A 22,488-nucleotide genomic window follows, 5' to 3' on the forward strand; every position below is an offset into this window, starting at 1 on the left:
GACAGCTGCCTCACTCCGCATAACCCAGCTCCTTCAGGAAACCATCCAGCTTCCCCTCCGCAGCTTCCCGCCTCGCCCGAATCTCCCTCAACGAAACCGCGTACTTCTGCTCCCACGTCTCGTAAGACGCCGCCAACTCCCGCTGCCACCGGACCACATGCCCGTCCAGCTTCGCCGCCAAGTCGTCCCGCAACAGGTCGAGCACAACCCGGCGCTCCCCCTCCGCGTCGAGCTCAGCCCGCGCCCGGAACAATCCCGGCGGCTCCTCCCCCAGCGTGGGCGAATCACTCGGGTACGGATACCGATGGAAGTCCGCCTCAAGGCGCTTGATGTCCGCGCCAGCCTTCGTGCGTGCTTTCTTCACCCGCGCCAGCTCAGCCGTGAGCTCGGCCACCTCCGCCTCGCTCAAAGTGACTTCCTCCGAGTCGGCCTCACTGTCAGCAGGGTTCCCGTCGGCCTCCGGCTCCTCCCCGCCCCCCGAAAGCCGCGCGCTCAGCTCCTTGAACCGTGCGTCCGCCTCTGCCTTGCGCGCGTCCGCCTCCGCCAACTCCTCCAGGAACCGCGGAGCAATCGCAGCGACCACCTTGTGGTCGTACGCCTGGCGCCGCTCTGCCGCCGTCCGCGCGCGCAGCTTCTTCGTCCGCGCGTCCTGCTCGGGCGAGAGCAACGTGTCGACGTTCTCGACCCACCCGTCGACGACACCCCCGAACCCGTTCTCTGAGAGCGCGAGCAGGTCGTACTTGGCGTCGTACCACCACCCCGCAACCGCACCCGCCAACGCGTACCGGTCCAGCAGTTCGACCCGGCCCAGCCGTTCCCCGAACGACTTCATCAGCTGCCCTCGCATCGCCATCAAAGCGGCCTTGCGCTCGGAGGACGTGGACGAGGCGAGAGCTTCAGGCGTGGCCGCCACCGACTCCAGGCGTTGGGCAGCCTCCTCTTCCCACCACTTGCCGAACTCGGCCCGCAGCGCCTCCTCGCGGGGCCGGGCCAGCTCGCCCAGATCGGGACGACCGCCCGCCGCCTCGTCCCGGAAGTCGACGTACGCCGGGTCCGCCGGCTCCCGCTCCACGAACAGATCGGTCACCCCGATCCCGTACGAGTCGAGCAGCGGCTTCTTCGCCTCGATCTCCGCGCGCGGCACCCCGCCCACCAGGTGCGCCCGCACATCCTGCGGCTCGGGCGGCGGCGTGTTGTCGACGTACCGGCGGATGTTGAGGTTGTCGTCGTTGGCGGCGAGCTCCTCACGGGTCACGATCCGCGAGAAGCCGGGCACCTCCTCGTACGCGTGAAACGTCGAGACGATCTTCTCGGCGTGCTCGGGGAGCAGGATGTTCTGCGCCCGCTCCGCGTGGAACTCGCGGTCGGCGTTGATGAACAGCACCTTGCCCTCCCGCGCCGGGTCCTTCCGGCCCGGCGGGCGGAGCACCAGGATGCAGGCGGGGATGCCGGTCCCGTAGAAGAGGTTCGGCGCGAGGCCGATGACCGCCTCGATGGCGTCCTTCTCCAGCAACTCCGTACGGATGGCCTTCTCACCACCCCCGCGGAACAGCACGCCGTGCGGCATGACCGTGATGACCATGCCGCCGCGAGGACCCTCCCGCTTCGCCTCCCACAGCATGTGCTGGAGGAACATCAGGTCGGCCTTGCCGCGCTCGCTCGTCGCCCCGTACTGGGCACGCTCGGCCGGGTGCGCCAGGTCCGCGAGGGAGTAGTCCAGGGAGAACGGCGGATTGCTCAGCACCCCGTCGAAGCGGTCCTCGTCCGAGCGCGGCACGTGCGCCGGCTGGGAGAGCGTGTCCCCGGTGGCCAGGTCGAAGCGGCGCACCCCGTGCAGGACCATGTTCATCGTCGACATGATCCAGGAGCCGGAGTTGGCGTCCTGCCCGGCGAAAAACATCGACGACGTGTCGCCGCCGTGCTCCTCCACGTACTCCGCCGCGTGGATGAGCATGCCGCCCGAGCCGACGCAGGGATCGTAGATCCTCATGTTCTCGGTGGGGGCGAGAAGCTCGACCATCATGCGGACCACGGCGCGCGGGGTGTAGAACTCGCCGCCCTTGCGTCCGGCCGAGTCCGCGAACTCCTTGATCAGGTACTCGTACGCGGCACCGATCAGATCGGGGAACTCGAAGTCCTCCGTACGCAGCCGGATCCGCCCGAAGTGCGCGATGAGGAGCTTCAGGCGCTGGTCGGCGAGCTTGGCCGCGCCTGATGCGGCGCCCGACCCGCCGATGCGGTTGAAGTCCAGGTGGTCGAAGAGACCCTTGAGCTTGCTGTTCTGCCCCTCAAGCGCTTGGAGGGCGGGACGCAGGGTCATCTCGTTGATGTTGTGGGTGGCGGCGGAAACCTTGGCCCAGCGCGCCTCCTCCGGCACGTACAGCACATCGCGCTTGCGGTAGGGGCCCGGCTGCTCCAGGTAACCGGGAAGGTCCTCGTCGCTGAGCTTCAGCTCCTCGACGGCGTACTGCCTGAGCCTGTCCCTGGCCGCCTCGAACTCGTCGTTGGCCCGCTTCAGGAAGAGCAGCCCGAAGATGTAGTCCTTGTACTCGGAGGCGTCCATCGTGCCGCGCAGAATGTCAGCGGCGGCCCACAGATGCCGTTCCAGCTGGGCGAGCGTGAGCTTGGCCACGTACGACTCCCTATGACCCGACCTGAGATGACGGAGAGACCTTATGACTCCGCCGGGGCCATCCCGAAATCAACGCGTGATCATGGCCGACAAGGGTCAGTAGCTGTCGATGTGCAGCGCCTTCTCCACGAACTCGTGCACGTCCGTGTAAGGGTCCTTGTCCCACTTGCCCACATGGGCCGGATGCTGGCCGTTCATCCGCTCGGCGTTCTTCCGCGCCGTCTTGTAGCGGCCCAGGATCTGGTGCGGCAGGACGACCTTGGGAGCCCTGGCGTCCTGGGAGCCCCGCTGGAACGGGAGCCGCCCGGCCGCCCCGTCACACACTCCGGCGAACGAGCCGCTGACCGGCTTGTAGTGGGCGAGCCGCCATACCTCGAAGCACGGATGCGAGAAGGCGACGCCGATGCCCGCCTTCTCCGCCTGATCAACTGCGTCGCGGACGTACGCGTAGTTGTCGTGGTCGAAAAGGCACCAGACCTGAGGCAGGTACTTCTCCTCCAGCTTGGCCCGCTTCGCCTTACGGTCCTCTTCACGCTTCAACCTGATCGCCTGCTCGACGAGGTCGAGCGGCTTACGCCCGCTGTCGGCCCTGCGGTTGGCGATGTGCATCTCCACCGGGACCTCGCCGGCGAGCGGGACGCCCTGGTCCTTGAGGATGTCGAGATACGAGGGCTCGGTCACTTTGCCCTCGGTGAAGATGTACACCTGGCGCTTGCGCTGCCCGCCTCGCCGGGCCGGACGCTCCCACGAGTCCCTGCCCCTCTGCGCCCGCCCCATCAGTCGCGTCCCGCCCCGTCCGCTCGCTCGCCTGTCCCGTCGTACGTGCCGGCATCGCGCGCCACCAGCAGCCGCCGCGCGATCTGCCCCTCCAAGAGAGCCGGAACCCCGCCGAAGGCCCCCGCGAGATAGGACTGCGTGAGGTCCTCGTCCTCGCCCGGCTCCGCGTCGGTCAGCGGATACAGCTCGGTCGCCCCGTCCTTGTCCTTCTCCGTCAGCCACACCTGCGCCGGGTCGAGGAGCCGCTCACCGCTCGGGGTGGTGAGCACCGTAGCGTCGTGCGAGGTGAAGACCAGTTGGGCGCCCTTGGGGTTCGCGTACGGGTCGTGGAAGAGCCGGACGACCTCGGCCGCGAAACGGGAGTGCAAGCTGGCGTCGAGTTCGTCGACGAGGAGGACCGCGCCTTCGTCGAGGGCGAGGAGAAGGGGGCCGAGGAGGGCGAACCAGGACCGGGTTCCGTAGGACTCCTCCTGCCAGTCAAAGGAAACGTCTCCGGCAGCCGAGTGGTGCGTCAGTTTCACCGTGTCCCGGCCCGGGCTCTCCTTGACGACCGTCGCTCCGGTGATGCCGAGGTCGGCGACCCGCAGCAGCTCCTGGATCCTGGTGGCCCTCGGTCCGGACAGTTCCTTCGTGGTGTAGCGCGCGCGCTCGTCCCGCTCGATCTCCGGGTTGATCATCCAGAAGTTGCGGCGGAACCAGTGGAACAGCGGGGAAAGCTGCGGGTGGTTGTCCGTGCCGGCCGTGGAAAGCAGCAGTGCGTTCGGCCGCGTACGCCGTACGAGCTGGGCCCGGTCCTTGACGCGTCCGCCGGGCCACTTGAAGACGTCCGGGCGGGAGGCATCGCGGTCGAGCCATTCCTGACGGCGCCCGCGCGGATAGCTGTGCAGCCATTCGGACTCGACACGGTTGGCGCCGAGCTCGAAACCGTACGTCCAACGGACCTGGTCGATGACGACGTCGACCTCGAAGAAGGAGGGTTCGCTCCCGCTCTTGGGATCCAAGGAGAAGACCTGCCGCGGGATGCCGTCGTAAGAGGCCCAGTGCGCGTAAGAGTTGAGAACCGCATTGCGCATGTCCGTCATCGCGGTCAGCACGTTCGACTTACCGGAGGCGTTGGCCCCGAAGACGCCGATCAGCGGGAAAACAGAGACGGATCCGCCGCCCGCAAGATCCACCGGATTCGCCGACCCGCTTCGTCCATCGGCAGGCGCGACGAAGGACAGCTCCTGCTCGTCTCGCAAGGACCGTACGTTCGCGACGCGGAACCTCAGCAGCACGCTGTCCTCCTCTCCGGGCTCAGAGTAATGGCCGCTTCTGACATCGGCCCGGCTGGAGAGCCTGCGACCTCACGGAACATATCCCGTGAAGGTCACCGGCAACAGCCGATCGGGTGATCAGTCCGAGCCCAGATGCGTCGGCGCGAACATCCGCAGCACGGCCGGGAGCAGCACCACCGAGGGCCCGGGCGTGCGCAGCGCCTTCGCGAGGTCCTGCTCCAGGTTCTCCGGACTCGTGCGGACCCCGGGGACGCCGAAGGACTCGGCCAGGGCCACGTAGTCGGGCCGGGTCAGTTCCGTCGCGGTGGCCTCGCCGAACGCGTCGGTCATGTACTCGCGCAGGATGCCGTAGCCGCCGTCGTCGACGATCAGCCAGGTGACGTCCAGGTCGTACTGGCGGGCCGTCGCCAGCTCGGCGATCGAGTACAGGGCGCCGCCGTCGCCGGAGACGGCCAGGACCGGCCGGGTCGGGTCGGCCGCCGCCGCGCCGAGCGCCGCGGGGAAGGCGTAGCCGAGGCCGCCGGCGCCCTGGGCGGAGTGCAGGTGGTTGGGGCCCTTGGCGTCGAAGGCCGACCAGGCCCAGTACGCCAGGATGGTCATGTCCCAGAAGGACGGGGAGTCGGCCGGCAGGGCGCTGCGCACGGACGCCAGCACGTCCTGCTCCAGGGTGAGGTCCTGGGCGGCGATGCGGTCGGCGACCTTCGCCAGTACCTCGCTGACGCGGTCCGCCGCCGTGGCGTCCTCGCGGGGCGTGACCGTCTCCAGCAGGGCCTGCAGGGCGAGGCGGGCGTCCGCGTGGATGCCGAGGGCCGGGTGGTTGGACTCCAGCTTGCCGAGGTCGGCCTCGATCTGGATCATCCGGCCGCGCGGCTTGAACGTGTGGTAGTTCGAGGACAGTTCACCGAGGCCCGAGCCGACCACCAGCAGGACGTCGGCGTCCTCCAGGAAGTCGGTGATGTGCCGGTCCTCGATCCAGGACTGCAGGGACAGGGGGTGGTTCCAGGGGAACGCGCCCTTGCCGCCGGGGGTCGTGACGACCGGGGCCCGCAGCGTCTCGGCCAGTTGCCTCAGCTTGCCGGAGGCGTCCGCGCGGACCACTCCCCCGCCCGCGATGATCGCCGGGCGGGCCGCCTTGGACAGCAGGTCGGCGGCGACGGCGGTGAGCTCCGGCCGGGGCGGCAGCTCCTCGGGGAAGGCGTCGCCGCCCGTCACCACCGGGATGGCCGTCGTCGCGAGCAGCACGTCCTGCGGGATCTCCACCCACACCGGCCCGTGCGGGGCGCTCAGCGCCGACTTCCAGGCCGCCTCGATCGCGGAGGGGATCTGCGACGGGGTGCGCACGGTGTGCACGGACTTCACCACGCCCCGGAACGAGGCGGCCTGGTCGGGCAGTTCGTGCAGGTAGCCGTGGCGGCCGCCGCCGAGGCCCGCCGTCGGGACCTGGCTGCTGATCGCGAGCACGGGCGCGGAGGCGGCCGCCGCCTCCTGCAGCGCGGCCAGGGACGTCAGCGCGCCCGGGCCGGTCGACAGCAGCAGCGGGGCGGCCTCACCGGTGATCCGGCCGTAGGCGTCGGCCGCGAACCCGGCGTTGTTCTCCACCCGCAGGCCGATGTACCTGAGGTCGGAGCGGCGCAGCGCGTCGAACATGCCGAGCGCGTGCTGGCCGGGCAGGCCGAAGACGGTCGTCGCGCCGAGCCCGGCCAGGGTCTCCACGACCAGGTCTCCGCCGTTGCGGCCGGGAGGAGGGTTCAGGGCGGCCTCCGTCTGGGCGGGCGTCGGGCGGAGCACCAGGTCGTGGTCGTGAGTCACTTGGCTTCCGAGTCCTTCCGGGCCGCGGCGATCTGGCGGGACATGATCGTGGTCAGTTCGTACGCCGTGTGGGAGGCGGCCACCGACGTGATCTCCGCGTGATCGTACGCGGGGGCCACCTCGACGACGTCCGCGGAGACCAGGTTGCAGGACGCCAGCCCGCGCAGGATCTCCAGCAGCTCCCGCGAGGTCATGCCGCCGGCCTCGGGGGTGCCCGTGCCGGGGGCGTGGGCGGGGTCGAGGCAGTCGATGTCGATGGAGATGTACAGCGGCCGGTCGCCGATGCGCTGGCGGAGCTGGTCGGCGACCTCGTCGGCGCCGCGCCGGTAGACGTCGGCCGAGGTGACGATGCCGAAGCCCATCTTCTCGTCGTCGGTCAGGTCCTGCTTGCCGTAGAGGGGGCCGCGGGTGCCGACGTGGGACAGGGCCGAGGTGTCGAGGATGCCCTCCTCGACCGCGCGGCGGAACGGGGTGCCGTGCGTGTACTCGGCGCCGAAGTAGGTGTCCCAGGTGTCGAGGTGGGCGTCGAAGTGCAGCAGGGCGACCGGGCCGTGCTTCTTCGCCACCGAGCGCAGCAGGGGCAGCGCGATGGTGTGGTCGCCGCCGAGGGTCATCAGGCGGGCGCCGGTGCCGAGCAGGTCGTCGGCGGCGGCCTCGACGGTCTCCACGGCCTCGTTGATGTTGAACGGGTTCACGGCGATGTCGCCGCCGTCCGCGACCTGGGCGAGGGCGAAGGGCGAGGCGTCCTGCGCCGGGTTGTAGGGGCGCAGCAGCCGGGACGCCTCGCGGATCGCGTTGCCGCCGAAGCGGGCGCCCGGCCGGTACGAGACACCCGAGTCGAACGGCACGCCCACGACGGCGACGTCGGCCCGGCCGACCTCGTCCAGCCGGGGCAGCCGGGCGAAGGTCGCGGGACCGGCGTAGCGCGGGACGCGGGAGGAGTCGACGGGCCCGCGGGGAGTCTCGGTGCTGCTCATGAAGAAATGCTCTCTTTCCTACGCTTCATCGCGTATGTACTGCTTGCCCTATGACTTTACCGGGGCGCCGGGACCGGTTCGGACGCGAGTTCGGCCGGGCGCCCGGCGAGCCGCTCGCGCCAGGCGGCCAGGACGGCGGCGTCGGTGGCCGGGGTGGCCAGGGAGACGATCACGTACGCGGCGAGCGAGGCGAGCAGGCCGTAGTAGACGGGCTCGTTGGCGAGGATGCCGTGGGTCGCCATCAGCACGACGACCGCGACCCCGCCGACCGTGACGGAGGCCAGGGCGCCGTAGACCGTGCCGCGCCTCCACACCAGGCCGCCGAGGATCGGCACGAGCAGTCCGCCGACGAGGAGGTTGTAGGCCACGGTCAGGGCCTCCACGACGTTGTCGATGGCGATGGCCGTGGCGATCACCGCGAGGCCCATGAGCAGGATGAAGGCCCGGTTGCCCCGTACCTCGTCGCGGTCGTCGTGACCGTCGGCCGGTGCGCTTCCGCCGACGCCCCGCAGCCGCGACCAGATGTCGTTGTTGGCGACGGTGGCGCAGGCGATCAGCGCGCCGGAGGAGGTCGACATCACGGCGGCCAGCGCGGCGGCGAGCACCAGCCCGCGCACGCCGACGGGCAGTTCGTCCTTCACGATGGTCGCGAAGGCGTCGTCGGGGCTGCCGAGCTTCGGGTACAGCACCTTGGCGGCGGTCCCGATGACGGCTCCGGCGAGGGCGTAGGCGAGGCAGTACGTGCCGGCGATGGTGCCGCCCCACCTGGCGGTGCGGTCGCTGCGGGCGGTGAACACGCGCTGCCAGATGTCCTGCCCGATGAGCATGCCGAACGTGTAGATCAGCACGTAGGTGAAGATCGTCTCGCCGCCGATGCCGAGCGGGTCGAAGTACGCGGTGGGCAGGTGCGCCTTCATCTCGGCGAACCCGCCGGCCTTCACGACGGCGATGGGCAGCAGCAGGAGCAGCACACCGATGGTCTTGACGACGAACTGCACCATGTCGGTCAGCGTGATCGACCACATCCCGCCGAGGGTCGAGTACGCCACGACGATCGAGCCGCCGAGGACGATCGCCAGGGTGCGGTTGATGTCGAACAGGACGTCGAAGATCGTGGCGTAGGCGATGGTCGAGGTCACCGCGAGCATCAGCGTGTACGCCCACATGACGAGCCCGGAGATGACCCCGGCGCGGCCGCCGCCGTAGCGCAGGTCGAGCATCTCGGAGACGGTGTAGACCTTCAGGCGGGCGATGCGGGCGGAGAAGAACACGGACAGGGCGAGCAGGCCGAGGCCGATGGTGAACACCATCCAGGCGCCGGACAGGCCGTACTGGTAGCCCAGTCCCACACCGCCGATGGTGGAGGCGCCGCCGAGGACGATCGCCGCCATGGTGCCGGAGTACATGGCCGGGCCGAGCCGGCGGCCGGCCACGAGGAACTCGCTCTTGGACCGGGCGCGGCGCATGCCCCACCAGCCCATGGCCAGCATCCCGGCCAGGTAGACGACGATCACGAGGTAGTCGACGGCCATGGGGCCTCCTTCGCACGCGCTCGCTCGTTCGGCAACGAGGTGGACGAGGACTGACACTAGGTGGCCGGAAAGCGACTGCGAAGTGTACGTTTCATCCATCGCGCCGGTCCTCGATGGAGGGAACGCACACCATGCCGGATCCGGCCGTCCCGCCCACCCCGCCGGTCCCCCTGGCGTCCCTGCTGGCCCGGGAGGACCTGGCGCTGCGGCAGCTGGCGGGCCCGTCCGCCGCCGGCACCGTCGTCCACTGGGTGCACACCTCCGAGATGGCGGACCCGTACCCCTATCTGCTGGGCGGGGAGCTGCTGCTCACGGCCGGTGTGCACATCCCGGAGGCGGCGGGGTCCGGCACCTACTTCGACGACTACGTGTCCCGGATCGTCGCGGCGGGCGGCGCGGCCCTGGGCTTCGGGGTGGCGCCGGTGCACGACACGGTGCCGAGGGCGCTGGTCGAGGCCTGCGAGACGTACGGTCTGCCACTGCTGGAGGTGCCGCCGCAGACCACCTTCTCGGGCGTGGCCCGGGCGGTCTGGCAGCTGATGTCCCGGGCCCGCCTGTCGGAACTCCGCCGCGTGACCGAGGCCCAGCAGAGCCTCGCCTCCGCCGCCTCCCGCCCCGACCCGGTCCCGTCCGTGCTGCGGCAGCTGGCCCGGCGGCTGGGCGGCTGGGCGGTGCTCCACGGGGCGGACGGGGCGGTGGTCGCGGACGGCGGCCGGCCGCCGGGGGACGAGGCACGCGAGGCACTGGCCCGGCTGGCGAAGGTGGTGCGGCCGGACGAGGGCGAGAGCGGACGCAGCGTGCCCGCCTCCGCCACGGACACCGTCGCCGGCACCCACCTGGCCTCCTACGCGCTCGGCGCCGGGCACGGCTTCGTGCTCGGGGTCGCCGCCCCGGACCGGGCGGCCGGGGACCACACCATCGCCTCCGTCGCCGCCGTGCTGCTGTCCCTCCTGACCGGGGAGCAGCACAGCGGCCCGGGCGCGGCCCGGTCCGCCGCCCTGGTGCGGCTGCTGCTGGGCGCGTCCGCCGAGGACGTCGCCGCGCTGCTCGGCGGCGGGCGGTGGCTCGTCGTGCACGGACGGCCGGAACGGGACGGCGCCCCCGACCCGGTCGCCGCCTCCGCGCTGGGGGCCGCGCTCGGCTCCGCCCTGGTCGACCCGGCGGGCGACGTCGTCCGCGTCCTGGTCCCGGCCGGCCGGGCACCCGCCGCGCTGCCCGGCTGGGTCCTGGGCGTCAGCGCCGCCGTCGCGCCGTCCGACTGGCCCCTGGCCGACACCCAGGCGGCCCGCGCCCTGGCCCGGGCCCGGGCCACCAGGGCCCCGCTGGTCCGGCACGGCGCCCGCCCCGCCCTGGCCGACCTGGTGCCCTCCGAGGAGGCGGCGGCCCACGCCCGGACCCTCCTGTCCCCGATCGCGGCGCACCCGGCGCTCACCGAGACCCTGCGCACCTGGCTGTCCCTGCACGGCAGTTGGGACCGCACGGCCGTCGCCCTGTCCGTCCACCGCAACACCGTCAGGCAGCGCGTCGCCCGCTGCGCCGCCCTGCTGGAGACGGACCTCGACGACCCGGACGTCCGCATGGAACTGTGGTTCGCGCTGCGGCAGGTCTGAGTACGTGAGCGGTGTCGCTCTGAGTACGTGACGCACGTCCCAGCGTGCGATACGCCAGGGACGCCCACGCACGGGCTGCCTCACAATGGATGCCATGCCGATATCCGGGACACCCAGCCGCGCCGAACTCGTCGAGCACCTCGTCAGGACGCGCATCGCGGGCGACGTCGCCACCCCGCGCGAGAACAACCTCTCCCACTACCGCAAGCTGGCGAACGGCGACCGTCACTACTGGCTCGGCCTGGAACTCGGCGACCGCTGGACCGACGAGCAGGACGTCCTGGCGGTGATGGCAGAACGCGTCGGCGTGAACGACGACCCCGAGCACCGCTACGGCCAGGACACCATCGACCCGGAGCTGACCGTGGCCGGCCTGGAGCGGATGGCGGGGCGGCTGCGCAAGGCAGCGGACGGGCAGCAGCGGGTCCTGTTCGCCACCGGCCACCCCGGCGGCCTGCTCGACGTGCACCGCGCGACGGCGGCGGCCCTGCGCGCGGCCGGCTGCGAGATCGTGGTCATCCCGGACGGCCTGACGACGGAGGAGGGCTACGTCATGCAGTTCGCGGACGTGGCGGTCCTGGAGCACGGCGCCACCCTGTGGCACACCCACTCGGGCGAACCCATGAAGGCGATCCTGACGGCCCTGGAGCGCGAGGGCCGCCCGCTGCCCGACCTGGTCGTCGCCGACCACGGCTGGGCCGGCTACGCGGGACAGCACGGCGTGGACTCCGTGGGCTACGCCGACTGCAACGACCCGGCCCTGTTCCTCGCGGAGGCGGAGGGCACCGTCCAGGTCACGGTGCCCCTGGACGACCACGTGGTCAGCCCCCGCCACTACGACCCGATGACGGCGTACCTGCTGGCGGAGGCGGGCCTCAGCTAGCGCCCGGCCCGCGCGGCACGCGGACCACGCCCTCCTGGATCACCGTGATGGCCAGCCGCCCGTCCTGCGTGTAGATACGGGCCTGTCCCAGTCCCCGGCCGCCGTGCGCGGACGGGGACTCCTGGTCGTACAGCAGCCACTCGTCGGCGCGGAACGGCCGGTGGAACCACATCGCGTGGTCGAGGGAGGCCCCGACGACGTCCCCGACGGCCCAGCCGCCGCGCCCGTGCGCGAGCAGCACGGAGTCGAGCAGCGTCATGTCGGAGACGTAGGTGGCGAGGACGACGTGCAGCAGCGGGTCGTCGACCTCGCTGTCGAGCTTGCCGTTGGTCCGGAACCACACCTGGGAGTGCGGCTCGCGCGGCTCGCCGTACTTCCCGAAGGGCGGCTCGTCGACGTAGCGCAGGTCGACGGCGGCCCGGGCCTCCAGGAACCGCTCGACCACCACGGGGTCGAGATGCCCGTAGCCGCGCAGCCGCTCCTCACCGGTGGGCAGCGTCGCGGGGTCGGGCGCGGCGGGCATCGGCTCCTGGTGGTCCAGCCCGTCCTCGTCCACCTGGAACGACGCCGACAGGTGGAAGATCGGCTTGCCGTGCTGGACGGCGACGACCCGGCGGGTGGTGAAGGAGCGGCCGTCCCGGATCCGGTCCACCGTGTAGACGATGGGCGCGCCGGGATCGCCCGGCCGCAGGAAGTACGCGTGCAGCGAGTGCGCGGGCCGGTCCTCGGGGACGGTCCGCCCGGCGGCGACGAGCGCCTGGGCCGCCACCTGCCCGCCGAAGACCCGCGGGACGACGGCGGACCGGGACCGGCCGCGGAAGATGTCCTCCTCGATCTGCTCCAGGTCGAGCAGATCGAGGAGGTCCTGTAGTGCCTGGCTCATGAGGTGGTTGTACCGGCCAGTGATCGCGTGCCGGTGTCGGGGGCCTTACAGGCCCATGTCCTTGGCGATGATCGTCTTCATGATCTCGCTGGTGCCGCCGTAGATCCGGTTGACGCGGTTGTCCGCGTACAGGCGGGCGATCGGGTACTCGTTCATGTAGCCGTAGCCGCCGTGCAGCTGGAGGCAGCGGTCGATCACACGGTGGGCGACCTCGGTGCAGAACAGCTTCGCGGACGCGGCCTCGGCGGGCGTCAGCTCACCGGCGTCCAGGGCCTCGGTCGCGCGGTCGGCCACGGCCTCGGCGGCGTCCACCTCGGCCTGGCAGGCGGCCAGCTCGAACTTGGTGTTCTGGAAGTGCGCCACCGGCTTGCCGAAGACGGTGCGCTCCTGCACGTACTGCTTGGCGAACCGCACGGCGGCCTTGGCCTGGGCGTAGGCACCGAAGGCGATGCCCCAGCGCTCGGAGGCCAGGTTGTGGCCGAGGTAGTAGAAGCCCTTGTTCTCCTCGCCGAGGAGGTCCTCGACGGGCACCTTGACGTCGACGAACGCCAGCTCGGCGGTGTCGGAGGTCTTCAGGCCGAGCTTGTCGAGCTTGCGGCCGACGGAGTAGCCCTCGGACTTGGTGTCCACGGCGAAGAGGGAGATGCCGTGGCGGCGGTCCTCGGCGGTCGGGGCGGCCGTCCGGGCGCAGACGATCACGCGGTCGGCGTGCACGCCGCCGGTGATGAAGGTCTTGGCGCCGTTCAGGACGTAGTGCGTGCCGTCCTCGCTCAGCTTGGCGGTGGACTTCATGCCCGCGAGGTCGGAACCGGTGCCCGGCTCCGTCATCGCGATGGCCCACATCTCCTCGCCGGTGACGAACTTCGGCAGGTAGCGCTTCTTCTGCTCGTCGGTGGCGAGCATCTTGATGTAGGGCAGGGCGAGCAGCACGTGCACGCCGGAGCCGCCGAACTGGACGCCCGCGCGAGCGGTCTCCTCGTACAGCACGGCCTCGAACTTGTGGCTGTCCATGCCGGCGCCGCCGAACTCCTCCGGCACGTTGATGCCGAAGATGCCCAGCTCACCGAGCTTGTAGTAGAAGTCGCGCGGCGCCTGGCCGGCGGCGAACCACTCGTCGTACACCGGTACGACCTCGGCCTCGATGAAGGCGCGAAGGGTCTCCCGGAACGCCTCGTGATCCTCGTTGAACACCGTACGGCGCACGCCGCCACCTCCACGACATCATGTCTAAGCGCTTGCTCAGCCCAAGATACCGGTGAGTATCGGAGGGGTCCAGGGTGGGGGCGGGGTGGCGCTCGTCACGGTGGGGGCGTGCCTGCCGTCGGGCTTGCCGGGGGCGCGTGGGCACACTTCCCGGCGCCCGGGGCAGAGTTCGAGGCGAGCCGGGCCTCTCGGCCAACCGTGTCGGGTGGGTGGGTGGGTGGGTGAAAGGCCCCTCAGCCCCCCACGGCCGCGAACGCCCCCCGGGCCATCCGGTGCAGCAGCTCGGCCGTGGCCCCCCGCCCGGGCAGCACCCCGGCCCTGCCCAGGTGCGGCGTCGAGTTCAGCAGCCCGAACACCGAGTGCACCGCCGACCGGGCCGCCGGCTCCCCCAGCCCGGGGTACACCTCCCGCACCACCCCGACCCACAGCTCCACGTACTGCCGCTGGAGCTGCCGCACCATCTTCCGGTCGCTGTCCCGGAGGCGGTCCAGCTCCCGGTCGTGCAGGGTGATGAGGGGCCGGTCGTCGAGCGCGAAGTCGATGTGCCCCTCGATCAGCGAGTCGAGGACCTGCTCCGCCCCACCCCCGTCCGCCTCCGCCAGCCGCCGCTTCGCCCCGGTCAGCAGCTGCCCGCTGATCCCCACCAGCAGCTCCGCGAGCATCGCGTCCTTGCCCGCGAAGTGCCGGTACAGCCCGGGCCCGCTGATCCCCACCGCGGCGCCTATCTCGTCGACTCCGACCCCGTGGAAGCCCCGCTCGGCGAAGAGCCGCGCGGCCTCCTTGAGGATCTGCTCACGGCGGGTGGGGGCGTCGGTTCTGGTGGCCATGAAATCAATTCTAGACAGGGAGGTTAGCGGTCGTTAACCTGAAGGAAATGCGTTAACGCTCATTAACAAGTGAGGGGACCCGCAGGATGCACGAGGCACCGGAGCTCACGAGCGCGGCAGACCCCGCGTCGGAGGCCTTTCGGGCCAACGAGGAGGCGCACCGCACCCTCGTGGAGGAGTTGCGCACCAAGCTGGCCGCGGCCGCCCGGGGCGGCGGCGAGAAGGCCCGCGCCCGCCACACCGCGCGCGGCAAGCTGCTCCCCCGCGACCGCGTCGACACCCTCCTCGACCCGGGCTCGCCCTTCCTGGAGCTGGCCCCGCTCGCGGCCGACGGGCTGTACGAGGACCAGGCACCGGCCGCCGGGGTGATCGCCGGCATCGGCCGGGTCAGCGGCCGCGAGACGGTGGTCATCGCCAACGACGCCACGGTCAAGGGCGGCACCTACTACCCGATGACGGTCAAGAAGCACCTCCGCGCCCAAGAGGTCGCCCTCGACAACCGCCTCCCCTGCGTCTACCTGGTGGACTCCGGCGGAGCCTTCCTCCCCATGCAGGACGAGGTGTTCCCGGACCGCGACCACTTCGGCCGGATCTTCTACAACCAGGCCCGCATGTCCGGCGCCGGCATCCCCCAGATCGCCGCCGTCCTCGGCTCCTGCACGGCCGGCGGGGCCTACGTCCCGGCGATGAGCGACGAGGCGGTGATCGTCCGCAACCAGGGCACGATCTTCCTCGGCGGCCCGCCCCTGGTGAAGGCGGCCACGGGCGAGGTGGTCACGGCGGAGGAGCTCGGCGGCGGCGAGGTCCACTCCCGCGTCTCGGGCGTCACGGACCACCTCGCGGAGAACGACGCGCACGCCCTGCGCATCGTGCGCACGATCGTCTCCACGCTCCCCGCCCGGGGCGCCCTCCCCTGGGAGGTCGCGGAGCCCGTCGAGCCCAAGGTCGACCCCCACGGCCTCTACGGCGCGGTCCCGGTCGACTCCCGCACCCCCTACGACGTGCGCGAGATCATCGCCCGCGTCGTCGACGGCTCGCGGTTCGCCGAGTTCAAGTCCGAGTTCGGCCAGACCCTGGTCACCGGCTTCGCCCGGATCCACGGCCACCCGGTGGGCATCGTCGCCAACAACGGCATCCTGTTCGCCGAGTCCGCCCAGAAGGGCGCCCACTTCATCGAGCTGTGCGACCAGCGCGGCATCCCGCTGGTCTTCCTGCAGAACATCTCGGGCTTCATGGTCGGCAAGGACTACGAGGCGGGCGGCATCGCCAAGCACGGCGCCAAGATGGTCACGGCGGTGGCCTGCACCCGCGTACCGAAGCTCACGGTCGTGGTCGGCGGCTCGTACGGCGCGGGCAACTACTCCATGTGCGGCCGGGCGTACTCCCCCCGCTTCCTGTGGATGTGGCCCAACGCCAAGATCTCGGTCATGGGCGGCGAGCAGGCCGCCTCGGTCCTCGCCACGGTCAAGCGCGACCAGCTCGAAGCCCGCGGTGAGTCCTGGCCCGCGGAGGACGAGGACGCCTTCAAGGCGCCCATCCGCGCCCAGTACGAGCGCCAGGGCAACGCCTACTACGCGACGGCCCGCCTGTGGGACGACGGTGTCATCGACCCGCTGGACACCCGTCAGGTCCTGGGCCTGGCCCTGACCGCCTGCGCCAACGCGCCCCTGGGTGACCCCCAGTTCGGCGTCTTCCGGATGTGAGGGGACGGACGACGATGTTCGAGACAGTGCTGGTGGCCAACCGGGGCGAGATCGCCGTACGCGTCATCCGGACGCTGCGGTCGATGGGCGTGCGCTCGGTGGCCGTCTTCTCCGACGCGGACGCCGACGCCCGGCACGTCCGCGAGGCGGACACGGCGGTGCGGATCGGCCCGGCCCCGGCGTCCGAGAGCTACCTCTCGGTGGAGCGCCTGCTTCAGGCCGCGGCCCGCACGGGCGCGCAGGCCGTCCACCCGGGCTACGGCTTCCTCGCCGAGAACGCCGCCTTCGCGCGCGCCTGCGCCGAGGCGGGCCTGGTCTTCATCGGCCCTCCGGCGGACGCGATCGCGCTGATGGGCGACAAGATCCGCGCCAAGGAGACGGTCCAGGAGGCCGGGGTGCCGGTGGTGCCCGGCGGCCGGGACCCGGAGCTGGCCGAGGCGGCCCGCGCCCTGGGCGCCCCGGTGCTGCTCAAGCCGAGCGCGGGCGGCGGCGGCAAGGGCATGCGCCTGGTGCGGGACCTGACCCGCCTGGAGGAGGAGATCGCCTCGGCGCGGCGCGAGGCCCGCGCCTCCTTCGGCGACGACACCCTGCTGGTGGAGCGCTGGGTCGACCGCCCCCGCCACATCGAGATCCAGGTCCTGGCCGACGGCCACGGCAACGTGGTCCACCTGGGTGAGCGCGAGTGCTCCCTCCAGCGCCGCCACCAGAAGATCATCGAGGAGGCGCCGAGCGTGCTCCTCGACGAGCGGACGCGGGCCGCGATGGGCGAGGCGGCGGTCCAGGCGGCCCGCTCCTGCGGCTACCGGGGCGCGGGCACGGTGGAGTTCATCGTCCCCGGCACCGACCCGTCCTCCTACTACTTCATGGAGATGAACACCCGCCTCCAGGTGGAGCACCCGGTCACGGAGCTGATCACCGGCCTGGACCTGGTCGAGTGGCAGCTGCGCGTCGCGGCCGGGGAGCCCCTCGGCTTCACCCAGGCGGACGTACGGCTGACGGGCCACGCGGTGGAGGCCCGTATCTGCGCCGAGGACCCGGCCCGCGGCTTCCTCCCCTCCGGCGGCACGGTGCTGCGGCTGCGCGAGCCCCAGGGCGACGGCGTCCGCACCGACTCGGGTCTCACCGAGGGCACGGAGGTCGGCAGCCTCTACGACCCGATGCTCTCCAAGGTCATCGCCTACGGCCCCGACCGCGCCACCGCCCTGCGCAAGCTCCGCGCGGCCCTGGCGGAGACGGTCACGCTCGGCGTGCAGACCAACGCCGGTTTCCTGCGCCGCCTGCTGGCCCACCCGGCGGTGGTCTCCGGCGACATGGACACCGGCCTGGTCGAGCGCGAGGTGGAGGGCCTGGTCTCCGCGGACGTGCCCGAGGAGGTCTACGAGGCGGCGGCGGCCGTACGCCTGGAGGCCCTGAAGCCCGAGCCGGGCGGCTGGACGGACCCGTTCTCGGTGCCGAGCGGCTGGCGCCTGGGCGGCGCCCGCAAGCCGCCCGCCTTCCACCTGCGGGTGCAGGACCCGCTGGAGTACACCCCGCGCGGCACGGCGGCCGTCACCGACGACCGGGTCGCGGTGACCCTGGACGGCGTCCGGCACACCTTCCACCGCGCCGCGGACTGGCTCGGCCGCGACGGCGACGCCTGGCACGTGCGCGACCACGACCCGGTGGCCGCGTCCCTGACCCGGTCGGCGCAGGGCGGCGCCGACTCCCTCACCGCCCCGATGCCCGGCACGGTGACCGTCGTCAAGGTCGCCGTCGGCGACGAGGTGAGCGCGGGCCAGAGCCTGCTGGTCGTGGAGGCGATGAAGATGGAGCACGTCATCTCCGCCCCGCACGCCGGCAAGGTCACCGAGCTGGACGTGGCGCCCGGCACCACGGTCGCCATGGACCAGGTCCTGGCGGTCATCACACCGAACGAGGAGGCGGCGCCATGACCGTCCCGGGACTCCCGATGGCCGTCCCCGCCGGGGACCTGCCCACCCGCGTGCGCATCCACGAGGTGGGCGCCCGCGACGGCCTGCAGAACGAGAAGACGACCGTCCCCACGGAGATCAAGGCGGAGTTCATCCGCCGGCTGGCCGACGCCGGCCTGACGACGATCGAGGCGACGAGCTTCGTCCACCCCAAGTGGGTCCCCCAACTGGCGGACGCCGAGCAGCTTTTCCCCCAGATCGCCGACCTCCCGGTGGCCCTGCCGGTCCTCGTCCCGAACGAGAGGGGCCTGGACCGCGCCCTGGCCCTCGGTGCCCGCCGTGTGGCGGTGTTCGCCAGCGCCACGGAGTCCTTCGCCAAGGCCAACCTCAACCGCACGGTGGACGAGGCCCTGGCGATGTTCGAACCGGTGGTGAGCCGGGCGAAGGCGGAGTCGGTCCACGTCCGCGGCTACCTGTCCATGTGCTTCGGCGACCCCTGGGAGGGCCCGGTCCCGGTCCCCCAGGTGGTGAAGGTCTGCCGCGCCCTGACGGACATGGGCTGCGACGAACTGAGCCTCGGCGACACGATCGGCGTGGCGACCCCCGGCCATGTGGCCGCCCTCCTCGCGGCCCTGGCCGAGGCGGGCATCCCCTCCTCCGCCCTCGGTGTCCACTTCCACGACACCTACGGCCAGGCGCTGGCCAACACCCTCGCCGCCCTCCAGCAGGGCGTGACGACGGTCGACGCCTCCGCGGGCGGCCTGGGCGGCTGCCCGTACGCGAAGTCGGCGACGGGCAACCTCGCCACCGAAGACCTCGTGTGGATGCTGCGGGGCCTCGGCATCGACACCGGAATCGACCTCGGCCGCCTCGTCGCCACAAGCGCGTGGATGGCCGCCCAACTAGGCCGACCCAGCCCGTCCCGCACCGTCCGAGCCCTGTCCCACGAGGACACCGAGGAGCACTGATCACCATGGACTACCGTCTCTCCCCCGAGCTGGAGGAACTCCGCCGCACGGTCGAGGAGTTCGCGCACGAGGTGGTGGCGCCGAAGATCGGCGACTTCTACGAGCGGCACGAGTTCCCGTACGAGATCGTCCGGGAGATGGGCCGCATGGGCCTGTTCGGCCTGCCGTTCCCGGAGGAGTACGGCGGCATGGGCGGCGACTACCTGGCCCTCGGCGTCGCCCTGGAGGAACTGGCACGTGTCGACTCCTCGGTGGCCATCACCCTCGAAGCCGGCGTCTCCCTCGGCGCGATGCCGATCCACCTCTACGGCACCGAGGCCCAGAAGCGGGAGTGGCTGCCCCGCCTGTGCTCGGGCGAAGTGCTGGGCGCGTTCGGCCTGACGGAGCCCGACGGCGGCAGCGACGCGGGAGCGACCCGTACGACGGCCCGTCTGGACGAGTCGACGAACGAGTGGGTCATCAACGGCACGAAATGCTTCATCACCAACTCGGGCACGGACATCACGGGCCTGGTGACGGTCACGGCGGTCACGGGCCGCAAGCCCGACGGCAGGCCGCTGATCTCCTCGATCATCGTCCCGTCGGGCACGCCCGGCTTCACGGTCGCTGCCCCGTACTCCAAGGTCGGCTGGAACGCCTCGGACACCCGCGAGCTGTCCTTCTCGGACGTGCGCGTCCCGGCGGCGAACCTGCTGGGCGAGGAGGGCCGCGGCTACGCCCAGTTCCTGCGCATCCTCGACGAGGGCCGCATCGCGATCGCCGCCCTGGCGACGGGTCTGGCGCAGGGCTGCGTCGACGAGTCGGTCAAGTACGCCAAGGAACGCCACGCGTTCGGCAGGCCGATCGCCGCGAACCAGGCGATCCAGTTCAAGATCGCGGACATGGAGATGAAGGCCCACACGTCCCGCCTCGCCTGGCGCGACGCGGCGGCCCGCCTGGTGTCGGGCGAGCCCTTCAAGAAGGAGGCAGCCCTGGCGAAACTGCACTCCTCCACGGTCGCGGTGGACAACGCCCGGGAGGCCACGCAGATCCACGGCGGCTACGGCTTCATGAACGAGTACCCGGTCGCCCGCATGTGGCGCGACTCCAAGATCCTGGAGATCGGCGAGGGCACGAGCGAGGTCCAGCGGATGCTGATCGCCCGGGAGTTGGGCCTGGTGGGCTGACCGGCGGCACCACCGGTCGGAGCCGGTCGCCGACGGGCGCGGTGATGTGGATCACTGCGCCCGTCCGCATGTCCGCGCCTCCCCTCGGGCACGGATACCAGGGCCCCCCTGGACAAGATCTGAGGTTAGGCTAACCTAAGCCTGATTCCAGCCAAGCGGCTGTCCGCCGCGCCCGCAGTGGCTCCGTACGTATGAAAGCAGACCCACCCATGTCGAACGCCAGAACCGCCCGCTTCTCCCGCCGCGGCCTCCTCGCCGCCGGTGGTGCACTCGGACTCGGCGCCCTCGTGACCGCGTGCGGCAGCGAGGACTCCAAGGACGGCGGCTCGGAATCGACGGCCGGTGCCAAGTCCGGTCCGTGGTCCTTCAAGGACGACCGCGGCACGACCGTCAAGCTCGACAAGGCGCCCGCGAACATCGTGGCGTTCACCGGCGTCGCGGCCGCCCTGCACGACTACGGCGTCTCGGTCAAGGGCGTCTTCGGCCCCACCAAAACCCAGGACGGCAAGCCCGACGTCCAGGCCGGCGACATGGACATCAGCAAGGTGACCATCCTCGGCAACACCTGGGACCAGTTCAACGTCGAGAAGTACGCGACCCTCGCGCCCGACGTGCTGATCTCCACGATGTTCGACGACGCCGGCACCCTCTGGTACATCCCCGAGGCCTCGAAGGACAAGATCGCCAAGCTCGCCCCGAGCGTCGGCATCTCCGTCTACGACCGCCAGCTCACCGCCCCGCTGCAGCGCATGTGGGAGCTGGCCGAGTCCCTCGGCGGCGACCTGAAGTCCGCCAAGGCCACCGACGCCAAGAAGCGGTTCGAGGAGGCCTCGGAGCGCCTGCGCAAGGCCGCCAAGGCGCACCCCGACATCAAGGTGATGGCCGGTTCGGCGAGCCAGGAGCTGTTCTACGTCTCCGGCACCAACCTCTCCATCGACCTGGAGTACTTCAAGGCCCTCGGCGTGAACTTCGTCGAGCCGCCGGAGAAGGCCAAGGCCCAGGGCGGCGGCTGGTTCGAGAGCCTGAGCTGGGAGAACGTCGACAAGTACCAGGCCGACATCATCATGATGGACGACCGCTCCTCGGCCATCCAGCCGGCCGACATCACCGAGGCGACCTGGAAGAAGCTGCCCGCCGTCAGGGCCGGCCAGGTCATCTCGCGTTCGGCCGAGCCGATCCTGTCCTACGACAAGTGCGTGCCGCTGGTGGAGAACCTGGCCAAGGCCATCGAGACCGCGAAGAAGGTCGGCTAGGCGCCCGGCGCCGCCAGGACACCGCCCGGCCGCGACCGCGGTCCGCACGAGCCGGGCGGCCGGTTCCCCGCGCCCCGAAAGGGCGCGCCCGCATCCCTGACGACGACTCAGGAGCCCATCCATGACCACCGCCGTAGCCGCCCCGTTCCGCTTCTTCTCCCTCCAGGTCGTGCGGACGAGGCGGCTCGGGCCGTCCCTGGTCCGTGTCACCTTCACCGGGCCCGATCTGCACGCCTTCCACTCCGACGGCTGCGACCAGTCGCTGTCGCTGTTCCTGCCGCACCCGGGACAGCCCGAGCCGGTCGTGCCGCTGGAGCTCGGGGACGGCTGGTGGCAGGGCTGGCGCGAACTGCCCGACGACGTACGGGCCGTGATGCGGTCGTACACACTGCGCGCGCTGCGCCGCGACCCGGACGAGATCGACATCGACTTCGCCCTGCACGGCATCGGGCCGGGTGCCTCCGTCCAGGCCGGTCCCGCCTCCCGCTGGGCCGCCCGGGCCGGTGCCGGGGACCGGGTGCTGCTGCTCGGCCCGGCCGTCGCCGACAACCGGGCCATCCGCTTCCGGCCGCCCGAGGACACCGACCTCGTGGTCGTCTGGGGCGACGAGACGGCCGTGCCGGCCGCCTCGGCCATCGTCGAGTCGCTGCCCGCCGGCACCCGGGCCCGGGTCTGGCTGGAGGTCCCGGACGCCGGGGACATCCAGGACCTGGTGACCGAGGCCGACGCCGAGATCACCTGGCTGGTTGGGGACCGGGAGGGCGCCGAGGGGTCCCCCATGGCCCTCGACGCCCTCCGCGCGGCCGAACTCCCGCCCGCCGAGCGCCCGTACGTCTGGATCGCCGGTGAGTCCGGGTGCGTGAAGGAACTGCGCCGGCACTTCGTGCGCGAGCGCGGGATCGACCGGCGGCGGGTCACATTCGTCGGCTACTGGCGCCGCGGCGTGACCGAGGAGCAACTGCGCGCCGAGGGCTAGCCGTTCGCCTGTCCATCACATCCGGCTCTCTGCGTGACCTGAGTGACCACGGTCACGGCAGGGCCCGGTTCCCCGTGATCGAAGTTAGGTTAGGCTTACCTA

General features: G+C 71.4%; 17 protein-coding genes. 8 read left to right on the plus strand and 9 right to left on the minus strand.

Annotation, left to right across the window (positions count from 1 at the left end; genetic code table 11):
- Positions 1 to 10 precede the first annotated feature (10 nt).
- The 6 genes from ACPXCS_RS10225 to ACPXCS_RS10250 all read right to left on the minus strand — a co-directional run bounded on the left by ACPXCS_RS10225 (position 11) and on the right by ACPXCS_RS10250 (position 9,004).
- The gene (locus ACPXCS_RS10225; protein ID WP_425947280.1) at positions 11 to 2,632 is read right to left on the minus strand and encodes an N-6 DNA methylase; all 2,622 of its coding nucleotides are present in this window, start codon (positions 2,630 to 2,632) and stop codon (positions 11 to 13) included.
- 96 nt (positions 2,633 to 2,728) lie between these two features.
- Entirely contained in the window at positions 2,729 to 3,409 is a 681-nt protein-coding gene (locus ACPXCS_RS10230) for an RloB family protein (RefSeq protein WP_425947282.1), read from the minus strand.
- Entirely contained in the window at positions 3,409 to 4,686 is a 1,278-nt protein-coding gene (locus ACPXCS_RS10235) for an AAA family ATPase (protein ID WP_425947284.1), read from the minus strand. Before ACPXCS_RS10235 ends, ACPXCS_RS10230 begins: the two co-directional genes overlap by 1 nt.
- A gap of 117 nt (positions 4,687 to 4,803) precedes the next feature.
- Entirely contained in the window at positions 4,804 to 6,495 is a 1,692-nt protein-coding gene (locus ACPXCS_RS10240) for a thiamine pyrophosphate-binding protein (protein ID WP_425947286.1), read from the minus strand.
- Positions 6,492 to 7,472: an agmatinase gene (gene speB / locus ACPXCS_RS10245; protein WP_365740491.1), complete on the minus strand. Its 981-nt coding sequence runs from the start codon at positions 7,470 to 7,472 to the stop codon at positions 6,492 to 6,494. Before speB ends, ACPXCS_RS10240 begins: the two co-directional genes overlap by 4 nt.
- Before the next feature lie 56 nt (positions 7,473 to 7,528).
- A complete protein-coding gene (locus tag ACPXCS_RS10250) occupies positions 7,529 to 9,004 on the minus strand; it encodes a sodium:solute symporter (protein WP_425947288.1) in 1,476 nt (491 codons plus the stop codon).
- Positions 9,005 to 9,135: 131 nt separating this feature from the next.
- Between ACPXCS_RS10250 and ACPXCS_RS10255 the strand changes: the two genes are divergently transcribed.
- Both ACPXCS_RS10255 and ACPXCS_RS10260 read left to right on the plus strand, forming a co-directional pair.
- Positions 9,136 to 10,614 carry a PucR family transcriptional regulator ligand-binding domain-containing protein gene (locus ACPXCS_RS10255; RefSeq protein WP_425947290.1) on the plus strand — a complete coding sequence of 493 codons (1,479 nt, stop codon included), beginning with the start codon at positions 9,136 to 9,138 and terminating at the stop codon, positions 10,612 to 10,614.
- Positions 10,615 to 10,708: 94 nt separating this feature from the next.
- Positions 10,709 to 11,497 carry a phosphatase gene (locus tag ACPXCS_RS10260; protein ID WP_425947291.1) on the plus strand — a complete coding sequence of 263 codons (789 nt, stop codon included), beginning with the start codon at positions 10,709 to 10,711 and terminating at the stop codon, positions 11,495 to 11,497.
- Here ACPXCS_RS10260 and ACPXCS_RS10265 read toward each other — a convergent pair.
- The 3 genes from ACPXCS_RS10265 to ACPXCS_RS10275 form a co-directional block, all read right to left on the minus strand.
- Positions 11,490 to 12,380: an acyl-CoA thioesterase gene (locus ACPXCS_RS10265; RefSeq protein WP_425947293.1), complete on the minus strand. Its 891-nt coding sequence runs from the start codon at positions 12,378 to 12,380 to the stop codon at positions 11,490 to 11,492. The two genes, ACPXCS_RS10260 and ACPXCS_RS10265, sit on opposite strands and share 8 nt — an antisense overlap.
- 45 nt (positions 12,381 to 12,425) lie before the next feature.
- Positions 12,426 to 13,583, minus strand: a complete 1,158-nt coding sequence (locus tag ACPXCS_RS10270) for an acyl-CoA dehydrogenase family protein (protein WP_425947295.1) — start codon at positions 13,581 to 13,583, stop codon at positions 12,426 to 12,428.
- A 233-nt stretch (positions 13,584 to 13,816) separates the two neighbouring features.
- The gene (locus tag ACPXCS_RS10275; RefSeq protein WP_425947296.1) at positions 13,817 to 14,410 is read right to left on the minus strand and encodes a TetR/AcrR family transcriptional regulator; all 594 of its coding nucleotides are present in this window, start codon (positions 14,408 to 14,410) and stop codon (positions 13,817 to 13,819) included.
- Between the two features lie 86 nt (positions 14,411 to 14,496).
- Here ACPXCS_RS10275 and ACPXCS_RS10280 point away from each other — a divergent pair, with 86 nt between their 5' ends.
- From ACPXCS_RS10280 to ACPXCS_RS10305, 6 genes are all read left to right on the plus strand, one after another.
- A complete protein-coding gene (locus ACPXCS_RS10280; RefSeq protein WP_425947298.1) occupies positions 14,497 to 16,113 on the plus strand; it encodes a carboxyl transferase domain-containing protein in 1,617 nt (538 codons plus the stop codon).
- A gap of 14 nt (positions 16,114 to 16,127) precedes the next feature.
- Complete coding sequence (locus tag ACPXCS_RS10285) at positions 16,128 to 18,044, plus strand: acetyl/propionyl/methylcrotonyl-CoA carboxylase subunit alpha (protein WP_425947299.1); 1,917 nt, start codon at positions 16,128 to 16,130, stop codon at positions 18,042 to 18,044.
- Complete coding sequence (locus ACPXCS_RS10290; RefSeq protein ID WP_425947301.1) at positions 18,041 to 18,991, plus strand: hydroxymethylglutaryl-CoA lyase; 951 nt, start codon at positions 18,041 to 18,043, stop codon at positions 18,989 to 18,991. Before ACPXCS_RS10285 ends, ACPXCS_RS10290 begins: the two co-directional genes overlap by 4 nt.
- 5 nt (positions 18,992 to 18,996) lie before the next feature.
- Positions 18,997 to 20,157: an acyl-CoA dehydrogenase family protein gene (locus tag ACPXCS_RS10295; protein WP_425947303.1), complete on the plus strand. Its 1,161-nt coding sequence runs from the start codon at positions 18,997 to 18,999 to the stop codon at positions 20,155 to 20,157.
- Positions 20,158 to 20,366: 209 nt separating this feature from the next.
- Positions 20,367 to 21,410 carry an ABC transporter substrate-binding protein gene (locus ACPXCS_RS10300; protein ID WP_425947305.1) on the plus strand — a complete coding sequence of 348 codons (1,044 nt, stop codon included), beginning with the start codon at positions 20,367 to 20,369 and terminating at the stop codon, positions 21,408 to 21,410.
- A 121-nt stretch (positions 21,411 to 21,531) separates the two neighbouring features.
- Positions 21,532 to 22,386, plus strand: a complete 855-nt coding sequence (locus tag ACPXCS_RS10305; protein WP_425947307.1) for a siderophore-interacting protein — start codon at positions 21,532 to 21,534, stop codon at positions 22,384 to 22,386.
- Positions 22,387 to 22,488: the final 102 nt, after the last annotated feature.

Origin of the sequence: Streptomyces sp. DT190, assembly GCF_049846985.1 — a bacterium.
Classification (GTDB): Bacteria; Actinomycetota; Actinomycetes; order Streptomycetales; family Streptomycetaceae; genus Streptomyces.